Source organism: uncultured Flavobacterium sp. (genome assembly GCF_963925415.1).
Classification (GTDB): Bacteria; Bacteroidota; Bacteroidia; order Flavobacteriales; family Flavobacteriaceae; genus Flavobacterium.
On sequence record NZ_CAWUTS010000003.1, the window covers coordinates 74,287 to 94,316 of the forward strand.

At 30.3% G+C, this 20,030-nt stretch carries 17 protein-coding genes and 1 tRNA gene; 7 read left to right on the forward strand and 11 right to left on the reverse strand.

The window, feature by feature from the left end:
• Window positions 1-119: 119 nt before the first annotated feature.
• Window positions 120-1,097, reverse strand: a complete 978-nt coding sequence (locus AABM47_RS00330) for a ribonucleotide-diphosphate reductase subunit beta (protein ID WP_338408926.1) — start codon at window positions 1,095-1,097, stop codon at window positions 120-122.
• Between the two features lie 274 nt (window positions 1,098-1,371).
• Complete coding sequence (locus AABM47_RS00335; protein ID WP_338408927.1) at window positions 1,372-1,938, reverse strand: DUF3109 family protein; 567 nt, start codon at window positions 1,936-1,938, stop codon at window positions 1,372-1,374.
• Window positions 1,939-2,078: 140 nt separating this feature from the next.
• On the opposite strand from AABM47_RS00335, the gene AABM47_RS00340 reads away from it, so the two are divergent.
• Window positions 2,079-2,651, forward strand: coding sequence for a MarC family protein (locus AABM47_RS00340; protein WP_338408928.1), 573 nt, complete (start codon window positions 2,079-2,081; stop codon window positions 2,649-2,651).
• A gap of 12 nt (window positions 2,652-2,663) precedes the next feature.
• A complete protein-coding gene (locus tag AABM47_RS00345) occupies window positions 2,664-2,864 on the forward strand; it encodes a hypothetical protein (protein WP_338408929.1) in 201 nt (66 codons plus the stop codon).
• A gap of 266 nt (window positions 2,865-3,130) precedes the next feature.
• Here AABM47_RS00345 and AABM47_RS00350 read toward each other — a convergent pair whose 3' ends face one another.
• The 3 genes from AABM47_RS00350 to AABM47_RS00360 are packed head-to-tail and all read right to left on the reverse strand — an operon-like array spanning window position 3,131 to window position 5,731.
• Entirely contained in the window at window positions 3,131-4,705 is a 1,575-nt protein-coding gene (locus AABM47_RS00350) for a S41 family peptidase (RefSeq protein ID WP_338408930.1), read from the reverse strand.
• Entirely contained in the window at window positions 4,705-5,130 is a 426-nt protein-coding gene (locus AABM47_RS00355; protein ID WP_338408931.1) for a dCMP deaminase family protein, read from the reverse strand. Before AABM47_RS00355 ends, AABM47_RS00350 begins: the two co-directional genes overlap by 1 nt.
• Before the next feature lie 4 nt (window positions 5,131-5,134).
• Window positions 5,135-5,731, reverse strand: a complete 597-nt coding sequence (locus AABM47_RS00360; RefSeq protein ID WP_338408932.1) for a HupE/UreJ family protein — start codon at window positions 5,729-5,731, stop codon at window positions 5,135-5,137.
• Between the two features lie 128 nt (window positions 5,732-5,859).
• On the opposite strand from AABM47_RS00360, the gene AABM47_RS00365 reads away from it, so the two are divergent.
• Entirely contained in the window at window positions 5,860-6,291 is a 432-nt protein-coding gene (locus tag AABM47_RS00365) for a TerB family tellurite resistance protein (RefSeq protein WP_338408933.1), read from the forward strand.
• Between the two features lie 45 nt (window positions 6,292-6,336).
• On the opposite strand, the gene AABM47_RS00370 is transcribed toward AABM47_RS00365, so the two are convergent.
• The 5 genes from AABM47_RS00370 to fbp form a co-directional block, all read right to left on the reverse strand.
• Window positions 6,337-7,857 (reverse strand): hybrid sensor histidine kinase/response regulator, encoded by a 1,521-nt coding sequence (locus tag AABM47_RS00370; RefSeq protein ID WP_338408934.1) that lies wholly within the window; start codon window positions 7,855-7,857, stop codon window positions 6,337-6,339.
• A complete protein-coding gene (locus AABM47_RS00375; protein ID WP_338408935.1) occupies window positions 7,854-8,339 on the reverse strand; it encodes a Rab family GTPase in 486 nt (161 codons plus the stop codon). The genes AABM47_RS00370 and AABM47_RS00375 overlap by 4 nt, the downstream gene beginning before the upstream one ends.
• Complete coding sequence (locus AABM47_RS00380) at window positions 8,332-9,144, reverse strand: cell envelope biogenesis protein OmpA (protein WP_338408936.1); 813 nt, start codon at window positions 9,142-9,144, stop codon at window positions 8,332-8,334. The genes AABM47_RS00375 and AABM47_RS00380 overlap by 8 nt, the downstream gene beginning before the upstream one ends.
• A 9-nt stretch (window positions 9,145-9,153) precedes the next feature.
• Window positions 9,154-9,516: a fructose 1,6-bisphosphatase gene (locus AABM47_RS00385; protein ID WP_338408937.1), complete on the reverse strand. Its 363-nt coding sequence runs from the start codon at window positions 9,514-9,516 to the stop codon at window positions 9,154-9,156.
• Between the two features lie 82 nt (window positions 9,517-9,598).
• Window positions 9,599-10,597, reverse strand: coding sequence for a class 1 fructose-bisphosphatase (gene fbp, locus AABM47_RS00390; RefSeq protein WP_338408938.1), 999 nt, complete (start codon window positions 10,595-10,597; stop codon window positions 9,599-9,601).
• A 523-nt stretch (window positions 10,598-11,120) separates the two neighbouring features.
• On the opposite strand from fbp, the gene AABM47_RS00395 reads away from it, so the two are divergent.
• From AABM47_RS00395 to AABM47_RS00405, 3 genes are all read left to right on the forward strand, one after another.
• A complete protein-coding gene (locus AABM47_RS00395; RefSeq protein ID WP_338408939.1) occupies window positions 11,121-11,591 on the forward strand; it encodes a GNAT family N-acetyltransferase in 471 nt (156 codons plus the stop codon).
• A gap of 13 nt (window positions 11,592-11,604) precedes the next feature.
• Window positions 11,605-12,858, forward strand: coding sequence for an aspartate kinase (locus AABM47_RS00400; RefSeq protein ID WP_338408940.1), 1,254 nt, complete (start codon window positions 11,605-11,607; stop codon window positions 12,856-12,858).
• A gap of 142 nt (window positions 12,859-13,000) precedes the next feature.
• Window positions 13,001-16,402 carry a hypothetical protein gene (locus AABM47_RS00405; RefSeq protein ID WP_338408941.1) on the forward strand — a complete coding sequence of 1,134 codons (3,402 nt, stop codon included), beginning with the start codon at window positions 13,001-13,003 and terminating at the stop codon, window positions 16,400-16,402.
• A gap of 8 nt (window positions 16,403-16,410) precedes the next feature.
• Here AABM47_RS00405 and AABM47_RS00410 read toward each other — a convergent pair.
• Window positions 16,411-16,484 (reverse strand) — tRNA-Ala (locus AABM47_RS00410).
• Between the two features lie 89 nt (window positions 16,485-16,573).
• Here AABM47_RS00410 and AABM47_RS00415 point away from each other — a divergent pair.
• Complete coding sequence (locus tag AABM47_RS00415) at window positions 16,574-20,023, forward strand: T9SS type B sorting domain-containing protein (protein WP_338408942.1); 3,450 nt, start codon at window positions 16,574-16,576, stop codon at window positions 20,021-20,023.
• Window positions 20,024-20,030 lie beyond the last annotated feature (7 nt).

A 20,030-nucleotide genomic window follows, 5' to 3' on the forward strand; every position in this document is an offset into this window, starting at 1 on the left:
CTGATAAAAATATAAATTCTTTTAAGGTATACTTGTTTGACAAAGAATACTAAAAAGGATGCCTCCAACGCCAAAAAATGGTCGCCTAAAGAGGTTGGGGTTTTGTTTAAAATAAAATATTAAAAATCAGCGTCGAAACTAATTTTTTGTGCTTCGCTATCAGTATTCATTACTCCTGCCTTTTGATATTCTGCAACGCGTTTTTCAAAGAAATTTGTTTTTCCTTGAAGTGAAATCATGTCCATAAAGTCAAATGGGTTTGATGCGTTATAAACTCTATCGCAACCTAATTCTACTAATAATCTATCGGTTACAAATTCTAAATATTGAGTCATTAAGTTGGCATTCATTCCTATTAAACTTACAGGAAGTGATTCCGTCACAAACTGACGTTCAATATCTAATGCATCAACTATAATTTCTTTTATTCTTTCTTTTGAAACTTTATTTATCAAATGGTGGTTGTGTAAATGAACTGCAAAATCGCAATGCATCCCTTCGTCACGAGATATTAATTCGTTTGAAAAAGTTAAGCCTGGCATTAAACCTCGTTTTTTTAACCAATAAATAGAGCAAAACGACCCTGAAAAAAAGATTCCTTCAACTGCTGCAAAAGCGATTAATCTTTCGGCAAAAGAGTCTGAGTCTATCCATTTAAGAGCCCATTCTGCTTTTTCTTTAATGGCAGGAAAGGTTTCTATGGCGTTAAACAATTTACTCTTTTCGGCTTCGTCTTTTACATAGGTATCAATCAATAGTGAATATGTTTCGCTATGAATGTTTTCCATCATGATTTGAAAACCATAGAAAAATTTAGCTTCTGGGTATTGCACTTCATTTACAAAGTTTTCGGCTAAATTTTCGTTTACTATTCCGTCAGAAGCTGCAAAAAAAGCTAAAATATGTTTGATGAAATATTTTTCATCTTCATTTAATTTATTATTCCAATCATGTAAATCAGTATGTAAATCTATTTCTTCGGCAGTCCATATACATGCTTCTTGTTTTTTATACCATTCCCAAATATCCTGGTGTTTTATTGGAAAAATTACAAATCGGTCTTTGTTTGGCTGAAGAATTGGTTCTATAAATGACATAGGGCAAAAGATAAAGGTATTATTAATAAATTTGATGTTTACAAAGTTTGCATTTTTATGTTAAAAATGAAAGTCAAACTTATTCACAATCAAGGAAAGTTTTTAACAAAAATGAAAAATGAAATTTATGCTATAAAGTTTTAAAGTGTTGATTTTAAGCTTTTTATGAAAATTAAATTATTTGTTATATTTACCTATACCATCAATGAAATCAATTGGTGAGAGCGTTATAAACAATAAAAAAATAATGTTTATTGTTTTTTTATTCGCAATTTTATTTTTTCATTTCTTGAGCCACTTTTTCTAAATCATTATACCAGTCTTGTCCAAATTTTCTAATAAGTGATTCTTTTAGAAATTTATAAACAGGAACATCTAATTCTTTTCCTAAAGAGCAAGCATCGTCACAAATATGCCATTTGTGATAATTTACGGCAGAAAAATCGGCATATTCTTTTACACGAATGGGATATAGGTGACATGAAACAGGTTTTTTCCAATCAATAATTCCTTGATTATAGGCTTGTTCAATACCACAAAGAGCCGTTTTTTTATCAAATATTACATAGGCACAATCTTTGCCCTCAATTAAAGTGGTTTCGGGTTCACCGTCTACACCTATTACAGAAGTGCCTAGTTTTTCAATAGCTTTTCTACCCTCTGGCCTAAGCAGTGATTTTATTTTTGGATAAATAGATTCTAATTTTTTTACTTCTAAAGCCTCTAGTGGTGCTCCTGCATCTCCATCTACACAGCAAGCCCCTTTACAGGCAGAAAGATTACAAACAAATTCTTTTTCTAAAATATCTTCAGAAACGATGGTTTTATTTAGTTGAAACATTATATAGTTTTATTGCGCAAAGATAGGAAATGATTTATGTTTGCTTAGTCCTTATTTTGATTTTGATTTTTACAAAGGTATCGTTAAAATAAAATGCAACGTGAAACTATATTCATATCTTTGCGTAAAAATTAGAACAAATGATACATTGGAAAGAAATATTTACGATTAGCATGATTCTTTTTGCAGTAATAGATATTATTGGTAGTATTCCTATTATAGTTGATTTAAAAAGCAAGATAGGCCATATCCAATCAGAAAAAGCATCAGTTGTGGCAGGGTTTATTATGATTTTGTTTTTATTTGTGGGTGAAGAAATTTTAACTTTAATAGGTGTTGATGTAAATTCCTTTGCGGTTGCTGGTTCTTTTGTGCTGTTTTTTTTAGCTTTAGAAATGATTTTAGGAATTCGATTATACAAGGAAGACAATCCTACTACCGCATCAATAGTACCTATAGCTTTTCCATTAATTGCTGGTGCTGGAACCATGACTACATTACTTTCATTGAGAGCCGCTTATGATAAAATAAACATTATAATTGCTATAGTTATCAATATTATAGTGGTTTATGGCGTATTAAAATCGTCTGGTAAAATAGAGCGTATACTCGGTGCAAATGGATTAGGGATTATTAGAAAAGTATTTGGGGTTATTTTGTTAGCTATAGCCGTAAAACTTTTTGCGTCTAATGTAAAAGGGTTGTTTTTATAAAAAAAATGAAAAATGAAAATATTTAGTAGTGTTGTAATTGTGTTGGCATTAATTTTAATTGTGTTTAATTTTACAAAAGTAGATTTTGACAATCTGTTTAATGGGGAAAGTTCCGTTGCATTAATTGGAATTGTTTGTGGTTTTTGTGCGATTTTTTTAATGCTTATTTTTTTATTGTCTAAAAAGGTTGAAGAGAAAATAAAAAATAAGTAAAACACGAGAAAAGCAATTGAATAAACTTTTATAGGTGTTTGGGTTTTATGAATCACTACATGCCTAGCCTTTTAATTGAAGACACTCTAAAGCTATAACAAGGTTAGATTGCTTTAGATCTCTGGCTGGCGTTTAAGAAACAGATTGTCAATAATCTCTATGTTTTAAGTAAAAAATAGTGTTTAATTATAGTTTTTATAGAAATATACATAATTAAACTCGTTTCGCTTTATTTTCTTGTAAATTAATTGAGTGAATATCTTATTTTATTTTGTAGATAATGCTTTTTGAACCATTGCATCATTTGAAAGGATGATTTGATAGTACGAATCTTCATCAAATAATTGACGAATAAATTCGGCATACAAATAGTTTTTTGCTTTTTGTTTCTGATTTGTAAAATTAACAGAAAAGCCTTTTAAAGAAATATAATCGGAAAACGTATTTAAGTATTTGTCTTTGGACATTATTTCATTTTTTAATTTTTCTTTGGTTAAACCGCCAAAAAAATTGCGTTTTTGATCTAATTGTTCAAAGACAAAATAACTTATCAAACCTGATTGCATTATTAAAAATGTAGCTTCGTCTCCTTGCTTAGCTTCAAAGGGTACAAAAACATCGGGTGTTATGCCGCCGCCGCCAAAAACAATTCTTCCTTTTTTAGTTTTAAATTTTAAACTGTCTGCTATCTTTATACTGTCTGCTTCGTATAATTCACCGCTTTTGAAGCGTTTTTCAAATTCATTGAAGTAGCCTTCTGCTTTATCGTCGTATGCTTTTTGAATAGACCTTCCTGATGGCGTGTAGTAACGAGCAACTGTTAAACGAATCATAGAGCCATCACCAAGAGGCATTTCACGTTGTACTAACCCTTTGCCAAAAGAGCGTCTTCCTACAATTGTACCTCTATCATTATCTTGTATGGCTCCTGCTAAAACCTCACTTGCTGAAGCGCTATTTTCATTAATTAAAATGGTGACTTTCCCTGTTTCAAAAGCGCCTTTACTTGTGGCATAGGTGTATTCTGTATTTCCTTGCTTGTTGATGGTTTTTACAATTAATTCGTTATTGGGCAAAAATTCATCTATCATTTCTGAGGCTATCTCGAGATAACCCCCGCCGTTGTCGCGCAAATCAATAATCAATTCTTGTGCACCCTTATTTTTTAAATTTAAAATGGCTTTATGAAATTCGTCAAAAGTGGTTTCGGCAAATCTGTTCACTTTTATATAACCTATTTGAGCGTTAATTAATTTGGCTATATCAACACTTTTTATAGGGATAATATCCCTTACTATATTGACTTTAAATTTTTTGTTTGAAGATTTACGATAAACTGTCAATTGAATTTTTGACCCTTTATCCCCTTTTAGTTTGGAAATTAATGTTTCTGTAGAATGTTTTTTGTTAAACAGCTGAAAATCATCAACAAATAAAATTCTATCTCCGGCTTTTATACCGGCTTTGTATGATGGCCCTTTGTAAACAGGTTTTATTACTACAAGAGAGTCTTTGTACATATAAAAATTAATTCCTATGCCTACGAAGTCTCCTTTCATATCTTGATTTACTTGCTCAAAATCTCTTTTTGATATGTAAACGGAGTGTGGATCTAGGCTTTCTAAAATACGGTTAACTGTTACATCAACAATTGAGTCGGTATTCACATTGTCTACGTATTCATTTTCAATAAAATTTAATAATTTATTTATTTTTTGCGTTTTTGTGTTTTTGGAAAACTGTGCCTTTGGCAAAAAATTTGTAATAAAATTTCCCAATATTAGCCCAATAGCAATTGCTAGGCCTATAATTATAGGAATAAAAATTTTATTGATTTTCATTATTTTAAGTCCTCCATTAATTCTACTTCTACCCCGGCTTTTCTTAAAAAATCTAACCCTGTAGAGTCTTTATATTCTTGGCTATAAACTACTCTTTTTATTCCTGATTGGTGAATTAATTTACTACAATCTCTACATGGAGACAAAGTGATGTATAGTGTTGCTCCTTCACATGATTGTGTTGAACGTGCTACTTTTAGTATGGCATTCGCTTCGGCATGAAGAACATACCATTGTGTATTATTGTCATCGTCTTCACAGCAATTTTCAAACCCTGATGGTGTTCCATTATAACCGTCAGAAATAATCATTCTATCTCTAACTATAATTGCTCCAACTTGTTTGCGTTTGCAATACGACAATTGCCCCCATTCTTTTGCAATTCTTAAGTAGGCCTTATCGTATTTTATTTGTTTATTTAACATATTATTATCTGTTCCAAATTTGATTTTTAATTATCGTAGGTAAAACTACGCCAATTACAAATGCTGACATAACCAAAGCCCAATCTTTTTTTGAAAATCTAAAGAAAATTTGTGTGACATATGCTATAATTAAAACAGCTAATACAATAATAAGTTGAGCCGCTTCTATGCCAAGTGCAAATTCTAAAGAAGGCACTAATTTGTCGGATGCATTTCCTGGCAAAATGGCCTTAAAATAATTTGAAAACCCTAATCCGTGAATGATCCCAAAGAGTAAGGTTATAACGCCTATAAATGATATTGTATTTTTATTTTTTAAGGTTTTACCGGCTGTTATTAAATGGTAAAATGCTGTAACAAAAATTGTTACAGGAATAAGAAATTCAATAAAAATTGAGTTTACTTGGATTAAATTATAAACAGCTAAAATTAATGTAAATGTATGCCCAATAGTAAAAAGGGATACCAAAAGTAAAACTTTTTTCCAATCATTAAAAGTGTATGGAATCATTAATGCTATTAAAAACAATACATGGTCGTATGCATTAAAATCGAGAACGTGGTCTAATCCGACTTTAAAATAAATCCAAAATTCTGACATTTTTATTTTTTTTGTGATATCAAAATTACAATATATATTTTAGAATTTTTTAAAGAAAACTAAAAGGTTGTAAATAATTTTAATTAAATTCCAAATAAAAGTATATTTGCATTTTAAAACTAAACATTATGTCATTTTCAGATTTATTTGATAACGAATTTAAGAATAGAAACAAAGGTCATTTTTCTGCAATTGTAAGAGTTGCGTTGTCTGATGGTCAAATTACTATTGAAGAAAAAAAATTTTTAGACAAATTAGCCGTTAGGTTAGAAATTTCTCAGGCAGAATATGAAGAAATATTAGAAAAGCCTACAAAATATCCTATTAATCCTCCTGTTTTACATACACAAAGGTTAGACCGACTATATGATTTATCGCGAATGGTTTTGGCAGATCACGTTTTAGGCACAAAAGAGAAAGCGCTTTTAACTCGTTTTGCTTTAGCGTTAGGGTTTACACCAAGTAATGTGTCTTATATTGTTGATAAAGCATTGTCATTGTTAGACTTAAATGTAGACTTAGATACATTTTTATATGAAATGACACATATGAATAAATAAAACGGTTTAATATTATATGTTAAAAATAAAAAGAGGACAGTTTAATTATTGTCCTCTTTTTATTTTTAACACTTTATTAATTGAAGTAAATAAACTTTCAAATGAAATTGGTTTAACCAAATAGTCCGCTACGTTTAATGAACTGCTTAACTCTTTATCTTTATCTATATCATAAACGCTTAAGGCAATTATTTTTGTCTTTTTTAAATGCATATCATTACCTATAAATTTAATAGCGTCAAAACCGCTCATTATTGGCATGTGTAAATCCATTAAAATTAAGTCATAGTGCTCTTTTTTGGCCATTTCAACAGCTTGCTGACCATTTGATGCGACATCCATATAAAAACCTCCGTGATTGATTAATAGCTTCATTAAAATTAACTGATAAACCTCATTATCATCTGCTATTAAAACGTTAAATTTCTTTTGTAAATCTATTTTTACAAACTTAGGTTGAATCTTGGTTGAGTTTCGCATATTAATACTAATCTCAAAAGGGAGAGTTATTTCGAAAGTAGAACCTTCGTTTACTTTTGAATTAAAAGAAAAGGTTCCTTTCATTAGTTTTATAAGGTTTACAACTATAGACATCCCTAAACCAGAACCCTGAATATCTTGATCATGCAGCTTTTCAAAACTTTCAAATTTATCGTTACTACCTTTCTTAAAACCAATTCCCGTGTCTTTTACAATAAATTTTAATCTTACCCTCTTTGCCCTTCGGTAATCCAAATTTATTTCAAAAACTACTTTGCCACTATCAGTATATTTGTATGCATTGTCAAGAAGGTTTTGTATTATTTGTAAAATTCTATTAAAATCACCTATTAAAAATTTAGGAACATTGTTTGATTTTTTAATTTCAAAATGAATGTTTTTTAAAATGAATTTTTCCAAATATACACGCTCAACATTTTTTATCAATACATCTATGTCAAATGAATTGTTTTCTATATTTAATTGACCATATTCTATTCTAGACAAATCAAAAACGTCGCTTACAAGCCTGTTCATGTGAGACATAGATTCTCGGATTGTAACAATTAATTCTTTTTGTTCGTTAGAAAGGTTTTCTTTTCTAAACAATTCTAACAATCCGATTACCCCTGCTATTGGCGTTTTTAAATCATGACTTATATTTGCTATAAATTTGTTTTTAAATGTTTTTTCTTGGATTAACTTTTTATTTTTTTGGTTGGTATAAAAATCCGTAATGAACAATGTGTTTTTATCTTGGGTTACCTCTTCAATTTCATTGTAATAGTCTGATTTATCAAAAATAAGCATAAATGGCTTTTGATTACTAGAGCCTGTATTAATAATGATATCAACAATTAAATTTATTTTGTTTATTTCTAATACTATTGTTTTGAACGTTTTTTGAGTAGGATTTTGTGAAATAATTTCTGCGAAAAACTCAAAAAAAGGATGTATTTCAAATATTGTTTTTGCATTTTTAACCGGAAACAAAATATCATTTGAGGCAATTATAGTTCCGTCATGGTCAAATTCTATGGTTTGAACAGCCTTATTTAAATATGCTTCTATTGTTTTTGAAATCATAAACTATGTAATATATTTATTCCCATTTGATTAAAAATAGCGTCAACATTATCCCTTGTTTTAGCACTTGTAAAAAAATCTATAGGATCGTGAAATTCTGTTAAAAATTCATCTTTATCAATTAAGTCTAACTTGTTTGCAATGGTAAGCAACTGCGCTTTTGGGTAATTTGTTTTTAAATAATTTATTTCGCTATCTATATTCATATATGTAGAGCTTCTTGTAGGATCAATAACATAGATAAACCCCGCAGTACCTATTAAGTATGATTTTCTAATTTTTTTAATAGAATCTTTTCCTTCTAAATCCCATATAACAAAGCTCAATATTGAGTTGTTTATTTTTATTTCTTTTTTGAATACATGAGCACCAATGGTTACTTTGTAGTCTTCAGAAAAAACATCGCTTACAAGCCTTCTAATCAAAGATGATTTTCCAACACCAAAATGGCCTATTAACACTATTTTTTTAGAATTAATCATTGAATAAGGTTTCTATAAATTTATTAGTCCTATTAGTTTTTCCTATTATTTCTTCTTTTTTGTTTTTGGAAGCAAAATTTAAAATTTTATCTTCTAATTTATCTTTAATTTCTGAATTAAAAGGGCCTGAAATTACTGCAGCAACATAATAAGACGATATATTTTGAATGTATATGTTATAAAACTCATATTGAATAAGTTCTAAACTTTGTGCTTCTTTTGTAAAAGCGTCTTCAACAAAGCTTTTAATTGCTGTTAGCATTCCGGCTATCATGTCTTTGTCAATATTTTCTTTAACTTTTGAAACATTTGCAATTAACAAACCAGAACCTTTTTCAATAATAAAAACTTGTTCAACTTTAGTTTTGCCCAGTTCAGAAAGTATTCTTTTTTTTTCTGGAACCCCTGTTAAAAGCACTTTTATTTTTCGTGCCATTTTTTTAAAGGAAAATCTGTTTTTAGCTTGATTATTAATACTATCTGTTAATTTTTTAATTTCTTGTTGAATGTATTTTTTAATCATTTTACCAATAATAGGAAACAACACATCAACCACTTGATCTTGAGATTCTCTTATTTGTGTTTTTAATGCCTCTGTTATTATGGGGCTCTGTTTTAAAGGAATTTCTGCTATATAAGTTTCAATTTTTTTATTTATAATTGGTTCCAGTTTTTTAGAAAGCAACTCTTGATCATTTGTGTTTTTTTCTAACACTTCGATTTTTTCAAAAATATCAAACGCTAATTTTCTGTCCTCGCTTAGAAGTATATCTTTTAGCCTTATTAATTTTTCTGAATCATTCATTTTAAAACATTAATAGTTCAATATTTTTTCTCCCATAGAAACTAATAAAGAGCCTAATTCCTTTTTGTTTACTTTATTGTGATTTAATTCTTCTGCTTTTTCATTTAATTTATCATCTAATTCTGTAATTCTTATGTTTAAATCGGTTGATAAATTATCAATGGTTGTTGAAAGTTCTAAATGGGTATTTTCAATCAAAGCCTGTATTTCTTCTTTTCTTTTTTCAATATGCTTTTTAATAGTATCAAATTCAGAATCAATCTGTTGAATCTGTTCTCCAAAAATTAAATTCTTTATTGTTTCTAACCGTTGAGCAGATTCATTTTTGCTTGCTGTATCAATATTTATTTGATTGTTTATTTTATTAGTCATATTTGGATAGGTTTTTATTGGTGTTTCAAACTTGTTTTTGTTATCAATATTATCAAAATATTAAACAATGAAATAGATGAATTTATTTCATGAACTCTTCTGCTTTACATACCATATTATAACTCCCGCAGAAAAACGGAACTCTTTGATGCAGCTCTGTAGGTTCAATTTCCATAATTCTAGTATGACCGTCAGAAGCTTTTCCACCAGCTTGTTCTGCTAAAAAAGCCATTGGATTACATTCATATAACAAACGAAGTTTCCCTTTTGGTGCTTTAGAACTTGTAGGATAAATATATATACCTCCTTTTATCATATTTCTATGAAAGTCAGAAACTAAACTTCCTATATATCTCGACGTATAAGGTCTATCACCTTCCTCAGCTTGGCAGTATTTTAAATAATCTTTTACTCCTTGTGGAAATTGTATATAATTACCCTCATTAATTGAATAGATGTTTCCGTCTTTAGAAAATTGCATGTTAGGATGTGATAGGTAAAATGTTCCAATTGCTGGATTTAAAGTAAAGCCGTGAACACCGTGGCCTGTTGTATATACTAGCATTGTTGAGGTACCATAAATAACATAGCCTGCCGCAACTTGGTTTACCCCTTTTTGAAGAAAATCTGCACTTGTTACAGGAGTTCCAACAGGAGTAACTCTCCTAAAAACAGAAAAAATTGTTCCTACAGAAACGTTTACGTCAATATTTGAAGAACCGTCTAAAGGATCCATTAATACTACATATTTATTTTGATTATTTTCATCTAAACTGTTAATTGAAATAAACTCTTCTTCTTCTTCTGAAGCAATACCACAAACAATATTTCTATTTATTAAGGTCTGAATAAAAGTTTCATTTGCAAATACGTCTAATTTTTGTTGGTCTTCACCTTGTACATTCTGTTCACCTACTGCTCCTACAATGTCAACTAGCCCTGCCTTATTTACTTTATAATTAACTACTTTGGCCGCTAATCGAATTGAATTTATTATCCTTGATAACTCTCCTGTTGAATATTGAAAAGATGTTTGATTTTCAATAATAAATTCTCCTAATGTCTGATTTTGACCTTTCATCTATGTTGGTTATTTTATTTTCACAAATATCGCGTTTTTTACGCTACAATAAACACTTTGTCCTAAAAAAAATACATTTAATGTTTTTTTGACAAAAAAAACTAAATAAATGCATGATTATTTGATTATTATATATTTTTTTTACTAAGGAAAACCCATGTACTATTGAGAAACAACATAATTTGAAAGACTTGAACGTTACTGGTTTAAATATATCAAAATAATGCCTTTTTTTATACAAAAATGTTTTTTTTTTGATTTTTCTTGTTAAAAGACAAAAATGGTTAAAAAATTTTGCACAAAAAAAGATTAAATGGTTAAAAAAAATTTCCAAGACATATCAATTTGAGGCAATATTTATTTATTTTATATTAGATAAGTCTGATTGTTTTTTAAGCACCCTTTTCTTAATAAGGGTTAGGTTTCAACTAAAAAAGCAACAAATTTTTTATAACAAAAATTTAAAATTTGTGAATCTGTTTAAAATTTGATTTTTATGAAAACAATTCTTTAATTTTGTTTTATGAAAATAAGAAAAGGAACGCCAAATGATATGCAAGCCGTACTTGAATTAATTGTTGAGCTAGCTGTATTTGAAAAAAGCCCCAATGCAGTAATCGTTACTAAAGAAGATTTAATACGAGACGGGTTTTCTTCTACTCCTTTGTTTTATACTTTTGTTGCAGAAAATGAAGAAGGTGTTATCGGCATTGCGCTCTATTATTATCGATACTCAACATGGAAAGGAAAAACCTTACATCTCGAGGATCTAGTTGTTAAAGAAAGGAGCCGTGGAACAGGAGCCGGTTTTGCACTTTATCGTGAAATTATAAAACAAGCCAAAATTGATAAGGTAAGAAGAGTTGAATGGAATGTTTTAGATTGGAATGAAAATGCTATAGCTTTTTATGAAAAATCTGGAGCAAAGGTGCTTAAAGATTGGTATGTGGTTCAAATGGATGAAGTTGGAATCGATAATTTTATAAAATTTTAAAACGTATTCAAGAATGAAAATATTCAAATTTGGTGGTGCATCTGTAAAAGATGCTGAAGGGGTAAAAAACGTTTTATCTGTGTTAAAACAAGTTGGTCATGAAAATGTTTTGGTTGTTATTTCTGCCATGGGGAAAATGACAAATGCTTTAGAACTTGTAAATCAAACATATTTTGAAAAATCTAGTGAATTTAATGCTGCACTACAAGAAGTAAAAAAATATCACAATCAAATATTGATGGATTTATATGAAGATGAAAATCATGAGGTTTTTTATGATGTAAATAGTCATTTGTCTGATCTAGAATATTTTTTGAGAAGCAATAAATCACCAAACTATAATTTTGTTTATGGTCAAATTATAGGCTATGGAGAAATCATATCGACCACTATAGTAAGCCATTATTTTAACGAACAAGGCTTAAAAAATAAATGGATAGACGTAAGAGACTTTATTAAAACAGATGCTAATTACAGAGAAGGAAACGTTGATTGGGATCAAACCCAAAAGTTGATTACTAAAGGTATTGAAAAGAAAAGTTTAAATATTACACAAGGTTTTTTAGGCTCAGATGAAAACAATTTTACAACAACTTTAGGAAGAGAAGGTTCTGATTATACTGCTGCTATCTTTGCTTATTGTTTAAATGCGGAAAGTGTAACTATTTGGAAAGATGTGCCAGGCGTAATGAATGCAGATCCGCGGTTTTTTGAAAATGCCCTTTTATTAAATCAAATTTCATATCGCGAGGCTATTGAATTAGCTTTTTATGGTGCAAGTGTCATTCACCCTAAAACATTACAGCCGCTTCAAAGAAAAGAAATTCCGCTTTTTGTGAAATCATTTATTAATCCCCTCTTAGAGGGTACTCAAGTATCAAAAGGAGCTGATTTAGATCCTGAGATTCCTTGTTTTATTATTAAAAAAAATCAATTATTACTCTCATTATCGTCAATAGATTTTTCTTTTATGATGGAAGATCACATGAGTGAAATTTTTGCTTTATTTGCCAAATATAAAATCAAAGTAAACTTAATTCAGAATTCTGCGATTAGTTTTTCGGTTTGTATTGAAGATAAATACGGCAATTTTGATGTTTTAAAGCCCCATTTGGCTAAAAAATTTGTGATTAGTTTTAATGAAAATGTATCGCTATATACTGTTAGACATTTTAATGAGGAAGCTAAGGAAATTGTTGAAAAAAATAAAACTATTTTATTGAAACAAATTTCTCATGGCACATTACAAGTTGTAACTAAAGAGTAATATTTTTTTCAAAAGTTTTTGAAGATAAATGTCTTAAAACGACAAGAAAAAAAGACTGAATGCCTTATTGCCTTGCATACAAAACAATATTTCTAAAACCCAAAAATTATACTACTTTTGATTATTGTGAGTTATAGTATTTATGGGTAACAAATGGTTTATAGTGTTTTGTTTTTTTGTGGTTTCGGGCATTTTTGCTCAAGAAACACAATCCCTTTTTAAATCAAAAGAAATTTTAATTTCAAAAGATTCTATTATTCTAGAAAAAGCAAGTCTCAACAAAAGATTTTTTGAAATATTAAATAAAAAAGGATCCCCTATTGATTCTGCTTTTTACTATATAAATTATAAAACAGGGAAACTGTTTTTTAAAGAATCTTTTAAGTCCAAAGACACATTAGAAGCTAAATATCTCGTTTTTCCATCTTTTTTAACTAAAACCTATTCCATATACAATGAAGAAAAGGTGGTTTCGAACAAAGCTGGGCAACTATTTGCAATAAAAAACACAAACAAAAATGAGTTTAAACCTTTTGATGGTTTAAATACCAACGGAAGCATTACAAGAGGCCTAACAATGGGTAACAATCAAAATGCTACTGTAAAATCAAACCTAGACCTTCAAATTTCTGGAAAATTATCAGACAAAGTTGGCTTACGAGCTTCTATTCAAGACAGTAATATTCCTTTGCAAGATGGTGGATATTCACAAAAATTAGATGAGTTTGACCAAGTTTTTATTGAATTGTTTTCAGACAAATGGAACATACGAGCAGGAGATTTATTTTTAGAAAACCGCCAAAATTCTTTCTTAAATTTTAACAAAAAAGTTCAGGGTATAAATTCTCACTTTACATTTGGGTCAGAAGATAACAAAACAGATGCTTTTGCTTCGATAGCTTTGGTAAGAGGACAATATGCTAGGAGTTCTTTTACAGGTCAAGAAGGTAATCAAGGCCCTTATAAATTAACAGGCAATAACGGTGAATTATATGTGTTGGTCATTTCTGGATCTGAGCGTGTTTTTGTAAACGGCGTTTTATTAACTCGTGGAGAAAACAAAGACTACACAATTGATTATAATGCTGGAGAGGTTGTTTTTACTTCGTTATTCTCGATAACTTCAGAAATGCGTATCAATATAGAGTATCAATATTCAGAAAGAAACTACACACGTTTTATAACGTATACAGGTGTAACACATGAAACTAAAAAATGGTCAATTGGCGGTTTTTTATATTCCGAAAATGATGTAAAAAACCAACCTTTGCAACAAAATTTATCACAAGAACAAATTACTGTTTTGCAAAATGCAGGAGACAATTTATCGTTGATGAATGCCCAATCTGCATATTTAGACAGTTATTCTGAAAATAAAGTTTTGTATAAAAAAGGAATCGTTAACGGTTCTGAAATTTTTGAATATTCAAACAATCCTGATGATGAATTGTACAGCGTGCGTTTTAGTTTAATAGGAGTAAATCAAGGGAATTATATTTTAGCTAATACTCAAGCTATTGGAAAAATATATGAATATATTGAACCGGTTAACGATATTCTTCAAGGAAACTATGAACCAATTATTCAATTAGTTGCGCCAACAAAAATTCAAATAGCCACAATTTTAGGCGCCTATAACCCATCTGAAAAAACAAGTTTTGATTTTGAGTTTGGAGTGAGTGCTAATGATCTCAATTTATATTCTGTTCTAAATGACGATGACAACAATGGCATTGCTGGTAAGGCAAGTTTTAAACAAAGACTACTGTCTAAAAAAACGACCCTTGATGCTTTTGGAAATTTTCAGTTTATCCAAAATGATTTTAAAACCATAGAACGCTTGTTTACTATAGAGTTTAATAGAGATTGGAATTTAACTACGCCTATGGGAAATCAACGTTTATTAACATCTGGATTTCATTTAAAATTCAACACAAATGGTTTTGTAAAATATCAATTTGAAAACTTGGCTTTTTCTAAAAATTTTTCTGGAACAAAACATAGCTTCTTGGGAAATTATAAATACAAAAATTTAACGATTTCAAACATGAGTAGTTCAATGAAAAGTGATGGAGATTTTTCTAATTCTGAATTCATAAGACACCAAACCACAGCAAAATATCAATTTAGGAAAAACTGGGTTGGCAGCAAGATTAATTTGGAAGATAATTCTGAAAAAATAATTGAAACTAATACTTATTCATCTTTAAGTCAAAAATTTATTGAATATGGTGCTTTTATTGGTCGTGGAGACACAACCCAAGTTTTTGTAGAATTAGGGTATTTGCAGCGAAAAAATGACAGTTTACAAAACGGAAATGTTCAACGTGTAAATCGTTCAGATTCTTATTATTTGAATTCACAAGTAATAAAAACAGACCAAAGAAATTTAGAAATTTATGTAAAATATCGAACCTTAAGTTATAATGATTTAAGTAAAAAAGAAGAGCCTTCTTTAAACTCTAGAATTGTATATAACGACAGGTTTTTTGATCAATTAATTCAATTATCTACAATTTATGAAAATTCTTCTGGAACAATTGCACAACAAGAGTTTACGTATTTAGAGGTGGAACCCGGACAAGGAGTTTACACGTGGAACGACTATAACAATAACGGGATTCAAGAATTACAAGAATTTGAGATTGCTCCTTTTGTAGATTTGGCAAAATATGTGCGCGTATATTTACCTAATCAAGTATTTATTCGAACACATCAAAATAAATTTTCTCAAGCATTGACTTTTAATTTAAACCAATGGCAAAACAAAACAGGGTTTTTAAAGTTTATATCCCGGTTTTACAATCAAAGCTCATTGCTCGTCGACAGAAAAATCATTAGAAACGCAAACAATTTTGATTTAAATCCATTTTCTAAGTACGATGAAAATGTAATAGGATTAGAAAGTAGCTTTAGAAACAGTTTGTTTTTTAATAGAGGTAAACAAAACCACTCGTTTACTTATAATTTTTTAATAAATGATGCCAAAAATTTACTCTCTGTTGGTTCTGTTGAAAACAAAGCTAAATCCCATCAATTTCAATATCAGCATTTAATAAAAAAATTATGGCTTTTTTCTTTGTCTGGTAAAACTATACTTAGTGAGTCCATATCTGAGAACTATGGTAATAAAAATTTTAAAATCAATGGTGTACAGGTGTTTCCAAAAGTTTCTTATTTGTACTCAAAAAATGCCAGTTGGGATATTTTTTATGAATTTCAAAATAAAAAAAATAAAATAGGTGTGCTTGAACGGTTAACACAAAGCCGTTTTGGAACATCATTTACAATCAATAGTGATAAAGGATTTAGTTTCAATGGCGAATTTTCGCATTACAACAATTTATTTGATGGTAATTCCTTATCGGCAGTCGGTTTTCAAATGCTAGAAGGGCTTCAAGTTGGAAAAAATCAAACTTGGCGGTTATTGTTGCAAAAAAAAATAACAACTTATTTAGACATTAATTTTAACTACTTGGGTAGAAAAAGTGAAACCTCTAAAGCTATTCATACAGGAAGTGTGCAGTTAAGAGCTTACTTTTAGTATTACTGTGGAGAAGATGGGATTCGAACCCACGACTTCTTGCCTGCCAGGCAAACACTCTAACCAACTGAGCTACATCCCCAAATGTGAATTTAAAATATTCCGCAAGATATAAAAATAAATTAGTTTTATATATTTTCATTACTTTTACGTTTTAAAATAAAACAAACAATGCGCATTCTTTTATTTATTTCCCTTTTTTTTTCACATTTTATTTTTGCACAACTTAGCAACAAGCACTGGATTCCACCAATACACGCAAGAGACGCCTCTGTTGTGTCTGATCATTACCTTTACCTTTCTACGCCAAACCCAATTCCTTTCCTAGTTAATATTACCTATGGTAACGGAACAGCTATTCAAGGATCTCCTTTTACAATATCACAAGGAAACCCACAAACAATTCAAATTGGTTCTGGCCAACCTTCTGCAATGTTTATGGACATACAAGATGTAAATATACCAACAGATTCTGGTGGTTTAGTACTTACAGGAACAGAGGATTTTTATGCAACTTTTAAGGTTCGGTCTCAAAACCATGCTGAAATATTAGTGTCAAAAGGAATTCCGGGAATTGGTACTAGCTTTAGATTGGGTAGTTTGCCACAAAATAATACAGGTTTTTCAAGAAATTTTGTTTCTAGTTTTATGGCAACCCAAGACAACACAACCGTAACGGTTTCTGATTATAATAACGGTGTTGTTTTTGCCTCAGGTAGTGGTGATATTAATTTAGATTCTCAAACTTTTAGTTTAAATAAAGGCCAATCTGTTGTTTTATCTGGCTATTCTGATAACAGTCCAAATTTAACTGGATTTGTTGGAGCTTTATTAGCTTCAGATAAACCTATAGCAGTTGTTACAGGAAATGCCCTTGCGGGAATGTTAAGCCAAAACGATGGGCAAGATTTTAATTTAGACCAAATAGTGTCTGTCGAAGAGGTTGGGGTAGAATATATAATTGTTAAAGGAAATGGAAGTGATAATTCTGAATTGCCTCTAGTTATAGCAACACAAGATAATACAGATGTGTTTGTAAACGGAAGTGTTACACCTATTACTAATTTAAATGCAGGTGATTATTTTTTAATCCCATCTTCAAATTACCAAGGATCGAATAACAATCAAAATATATATGTTACATCTAGCAGCCCCATTTATATGTATCAAATATTAGCCGGTTCACAAAGTGATGCTACAAACGGCCTTAACTTTATTCCTCCGTTGAGTTGTTTTTTTCAAAAAAGTGTAGACTTAATACCTAGTATAAACACTATTGGGAACACTAATTATTCTGCCGATATTATTGCTTTAACGTATGCAAATGCCATAGTTTCTATTAACGGAACCCCTACGTCATCTGTTTCCCAATCTGTTCAAGGATCTGCGCAATGGGCTACATATAGAATTCCTGGTTTTTCTGGAAATGTGGTTGTAGAATCTACCGGACCATTAGCCGTTGGTGTTTTTGGAGCTTCTGGGGCCGCTGGGTTTTCGGGATATTATTCCGGTTTTGGAAGTGAGCCAAAAGATACTGAAACTATTCTTTGTTCAAGTGGTACAACAAATTTATTAGATGAAATTGAAGGTAATCCTGCTTCAGGTGGAACTTGGACTCCGCCACTATTTTCTGGAACTGATTTTTTTGATCCAAATAATGATTTGCCGGGCATTTATAATTACTCGTATATTGGCGATTGCTCTATTATTGATGTTGATATTACCGTTTCTGTTGAACAAGCTCCTTTTGCCGGAAATGATACAAATTTAACTGTTTGTAGAACGGATACTCCTGTTGATTTATTTCTCTTACTAGGCGCGGGTGTAACAAATGGAGGTATTTGGTCTCCCACTTTGACAAGTGAAACAAGTTTATATGATCCTGCTGTTGATGTTTCAGGAAATTATACGTATACTATTGCGGCCAATGATGTCTGTGATGAAATTATAGCTACAATTACAGTCCTTAATAATCCTATACCAACTATTGCTGCAATTACCAATTTGGAAGCTTGTGATGACGACATAGATGGAGACGATACAAATGGTTTTGCAACTTTTAATTTATCATCTAAAACCACCGAAATTTTAAACGGACAAAGCGGTGTTGCTATAACCTATCACATCAATCAATTGGATGCAAACGCAAATATTAACCCATTGAACAACTACTACTCAAATTCGCAATCGGTTTATGTTCGTTTAACCAATACAAGTACAAATTGTTTTAACATTACTTCATTTAATTTAATAGTAAACCCAATTCCTTTTGTAAGCCAAGCTGTTAATTTAAAACAATGTGATACCGATGTAGATGCAATAGCCGATTTTAATTTAAATTTTGCTCAGCTTTTAATTTCGTTGGATACAAGTCTTGTTTATTCGTTTTATACAACTTTGTTAGAGGCACAAAATGGGACTAGCCCAATACTTAATACACAAACGTATACCGCTGCAAATAATAGCGTTGTATGGGCCATTGCCGTAAATACAAACGGTTGTAAAAGTAGAATTATACAGGTAAATTTATTGGTTTCAACTACTGTTCCTGTAACCAATATTGTTTTAGAAGAATGCGATGTTTTTATTGACGCTAATGACCCAAATAATGATGGATTTGATTATTTTGATTTAACTGGCGCTTCTTCTCAAATACTGTCTCAATTTCCTGTGGGTCAAAGCCTACAAGTTTCTTTTTATGAAAATGTGTCCGATGCTTCTGCCGGACAAAACGAAATAAACACATCTATTCCTTATAGAAATAGCATTGCAAATAACCAATTATTATGGGTAAGGGTAGACAGCAGTGTCAACAACGAATGCTTTGGTTTAGATCAATACGTTAATTTGATTGTAAATCCGCTTCCGGCAATTAACTTGGGCTCTGACTTTAATATTTGCTTAAATCCTTATACGGGTAGTGGCTTTCAAACTATTAATGCTACTCCAATTAGTCCAGGAAATTATAGCTATACCTGGACGCCCACAAACCCTACAATAAATTCTTTTGGAAACCAATCTGCCGTTTATACTGTTACGCAATCTGGCACATATAGTGTGGTTGTTAAAAACACAGATACAAATTGTACTGAAACAGATAGCGTTAGTGCTTCTTTATCTTCGGAGCCAGAAAGTGTAAGTGCCATATTAACTACTCCTTTTTTCTCACCAGGGTTAGCGTCCATTGAAGCCTTGCCTGTAGGAGGTTATGGTGTTTATGAATATAGCATAGATAGTGGATTAAGCTGGCAACCTAGTTCCGTTTTTAATGGATTGTTAAATGGTACGTATACAGTATTGGTTAGAGACATTGATAATCAGTGTGGAATAGTAGAATCACAGGCAATACTAACGGTTACCTATCCTGCTTTTTTTACTCCAAATGGGGATGGTTATCATGACTTTTGGAATATTTATGGTTTACTTGATTCGTATGAAGCAAATATCTATATATTTGATCGATATGGTAAATTAATAAAAGAAATTAAATCTAATTCTATAGGTTGGGATGGAACTTTTAATGGCAAACCTGTATTGTCGTCTGATTATTGGTTTAAAGTTCAATACACTCAAAATGAAATAAGGCAAGAATTTAAATCGCATTTTGCTTTAATACGTTAACGAAAAA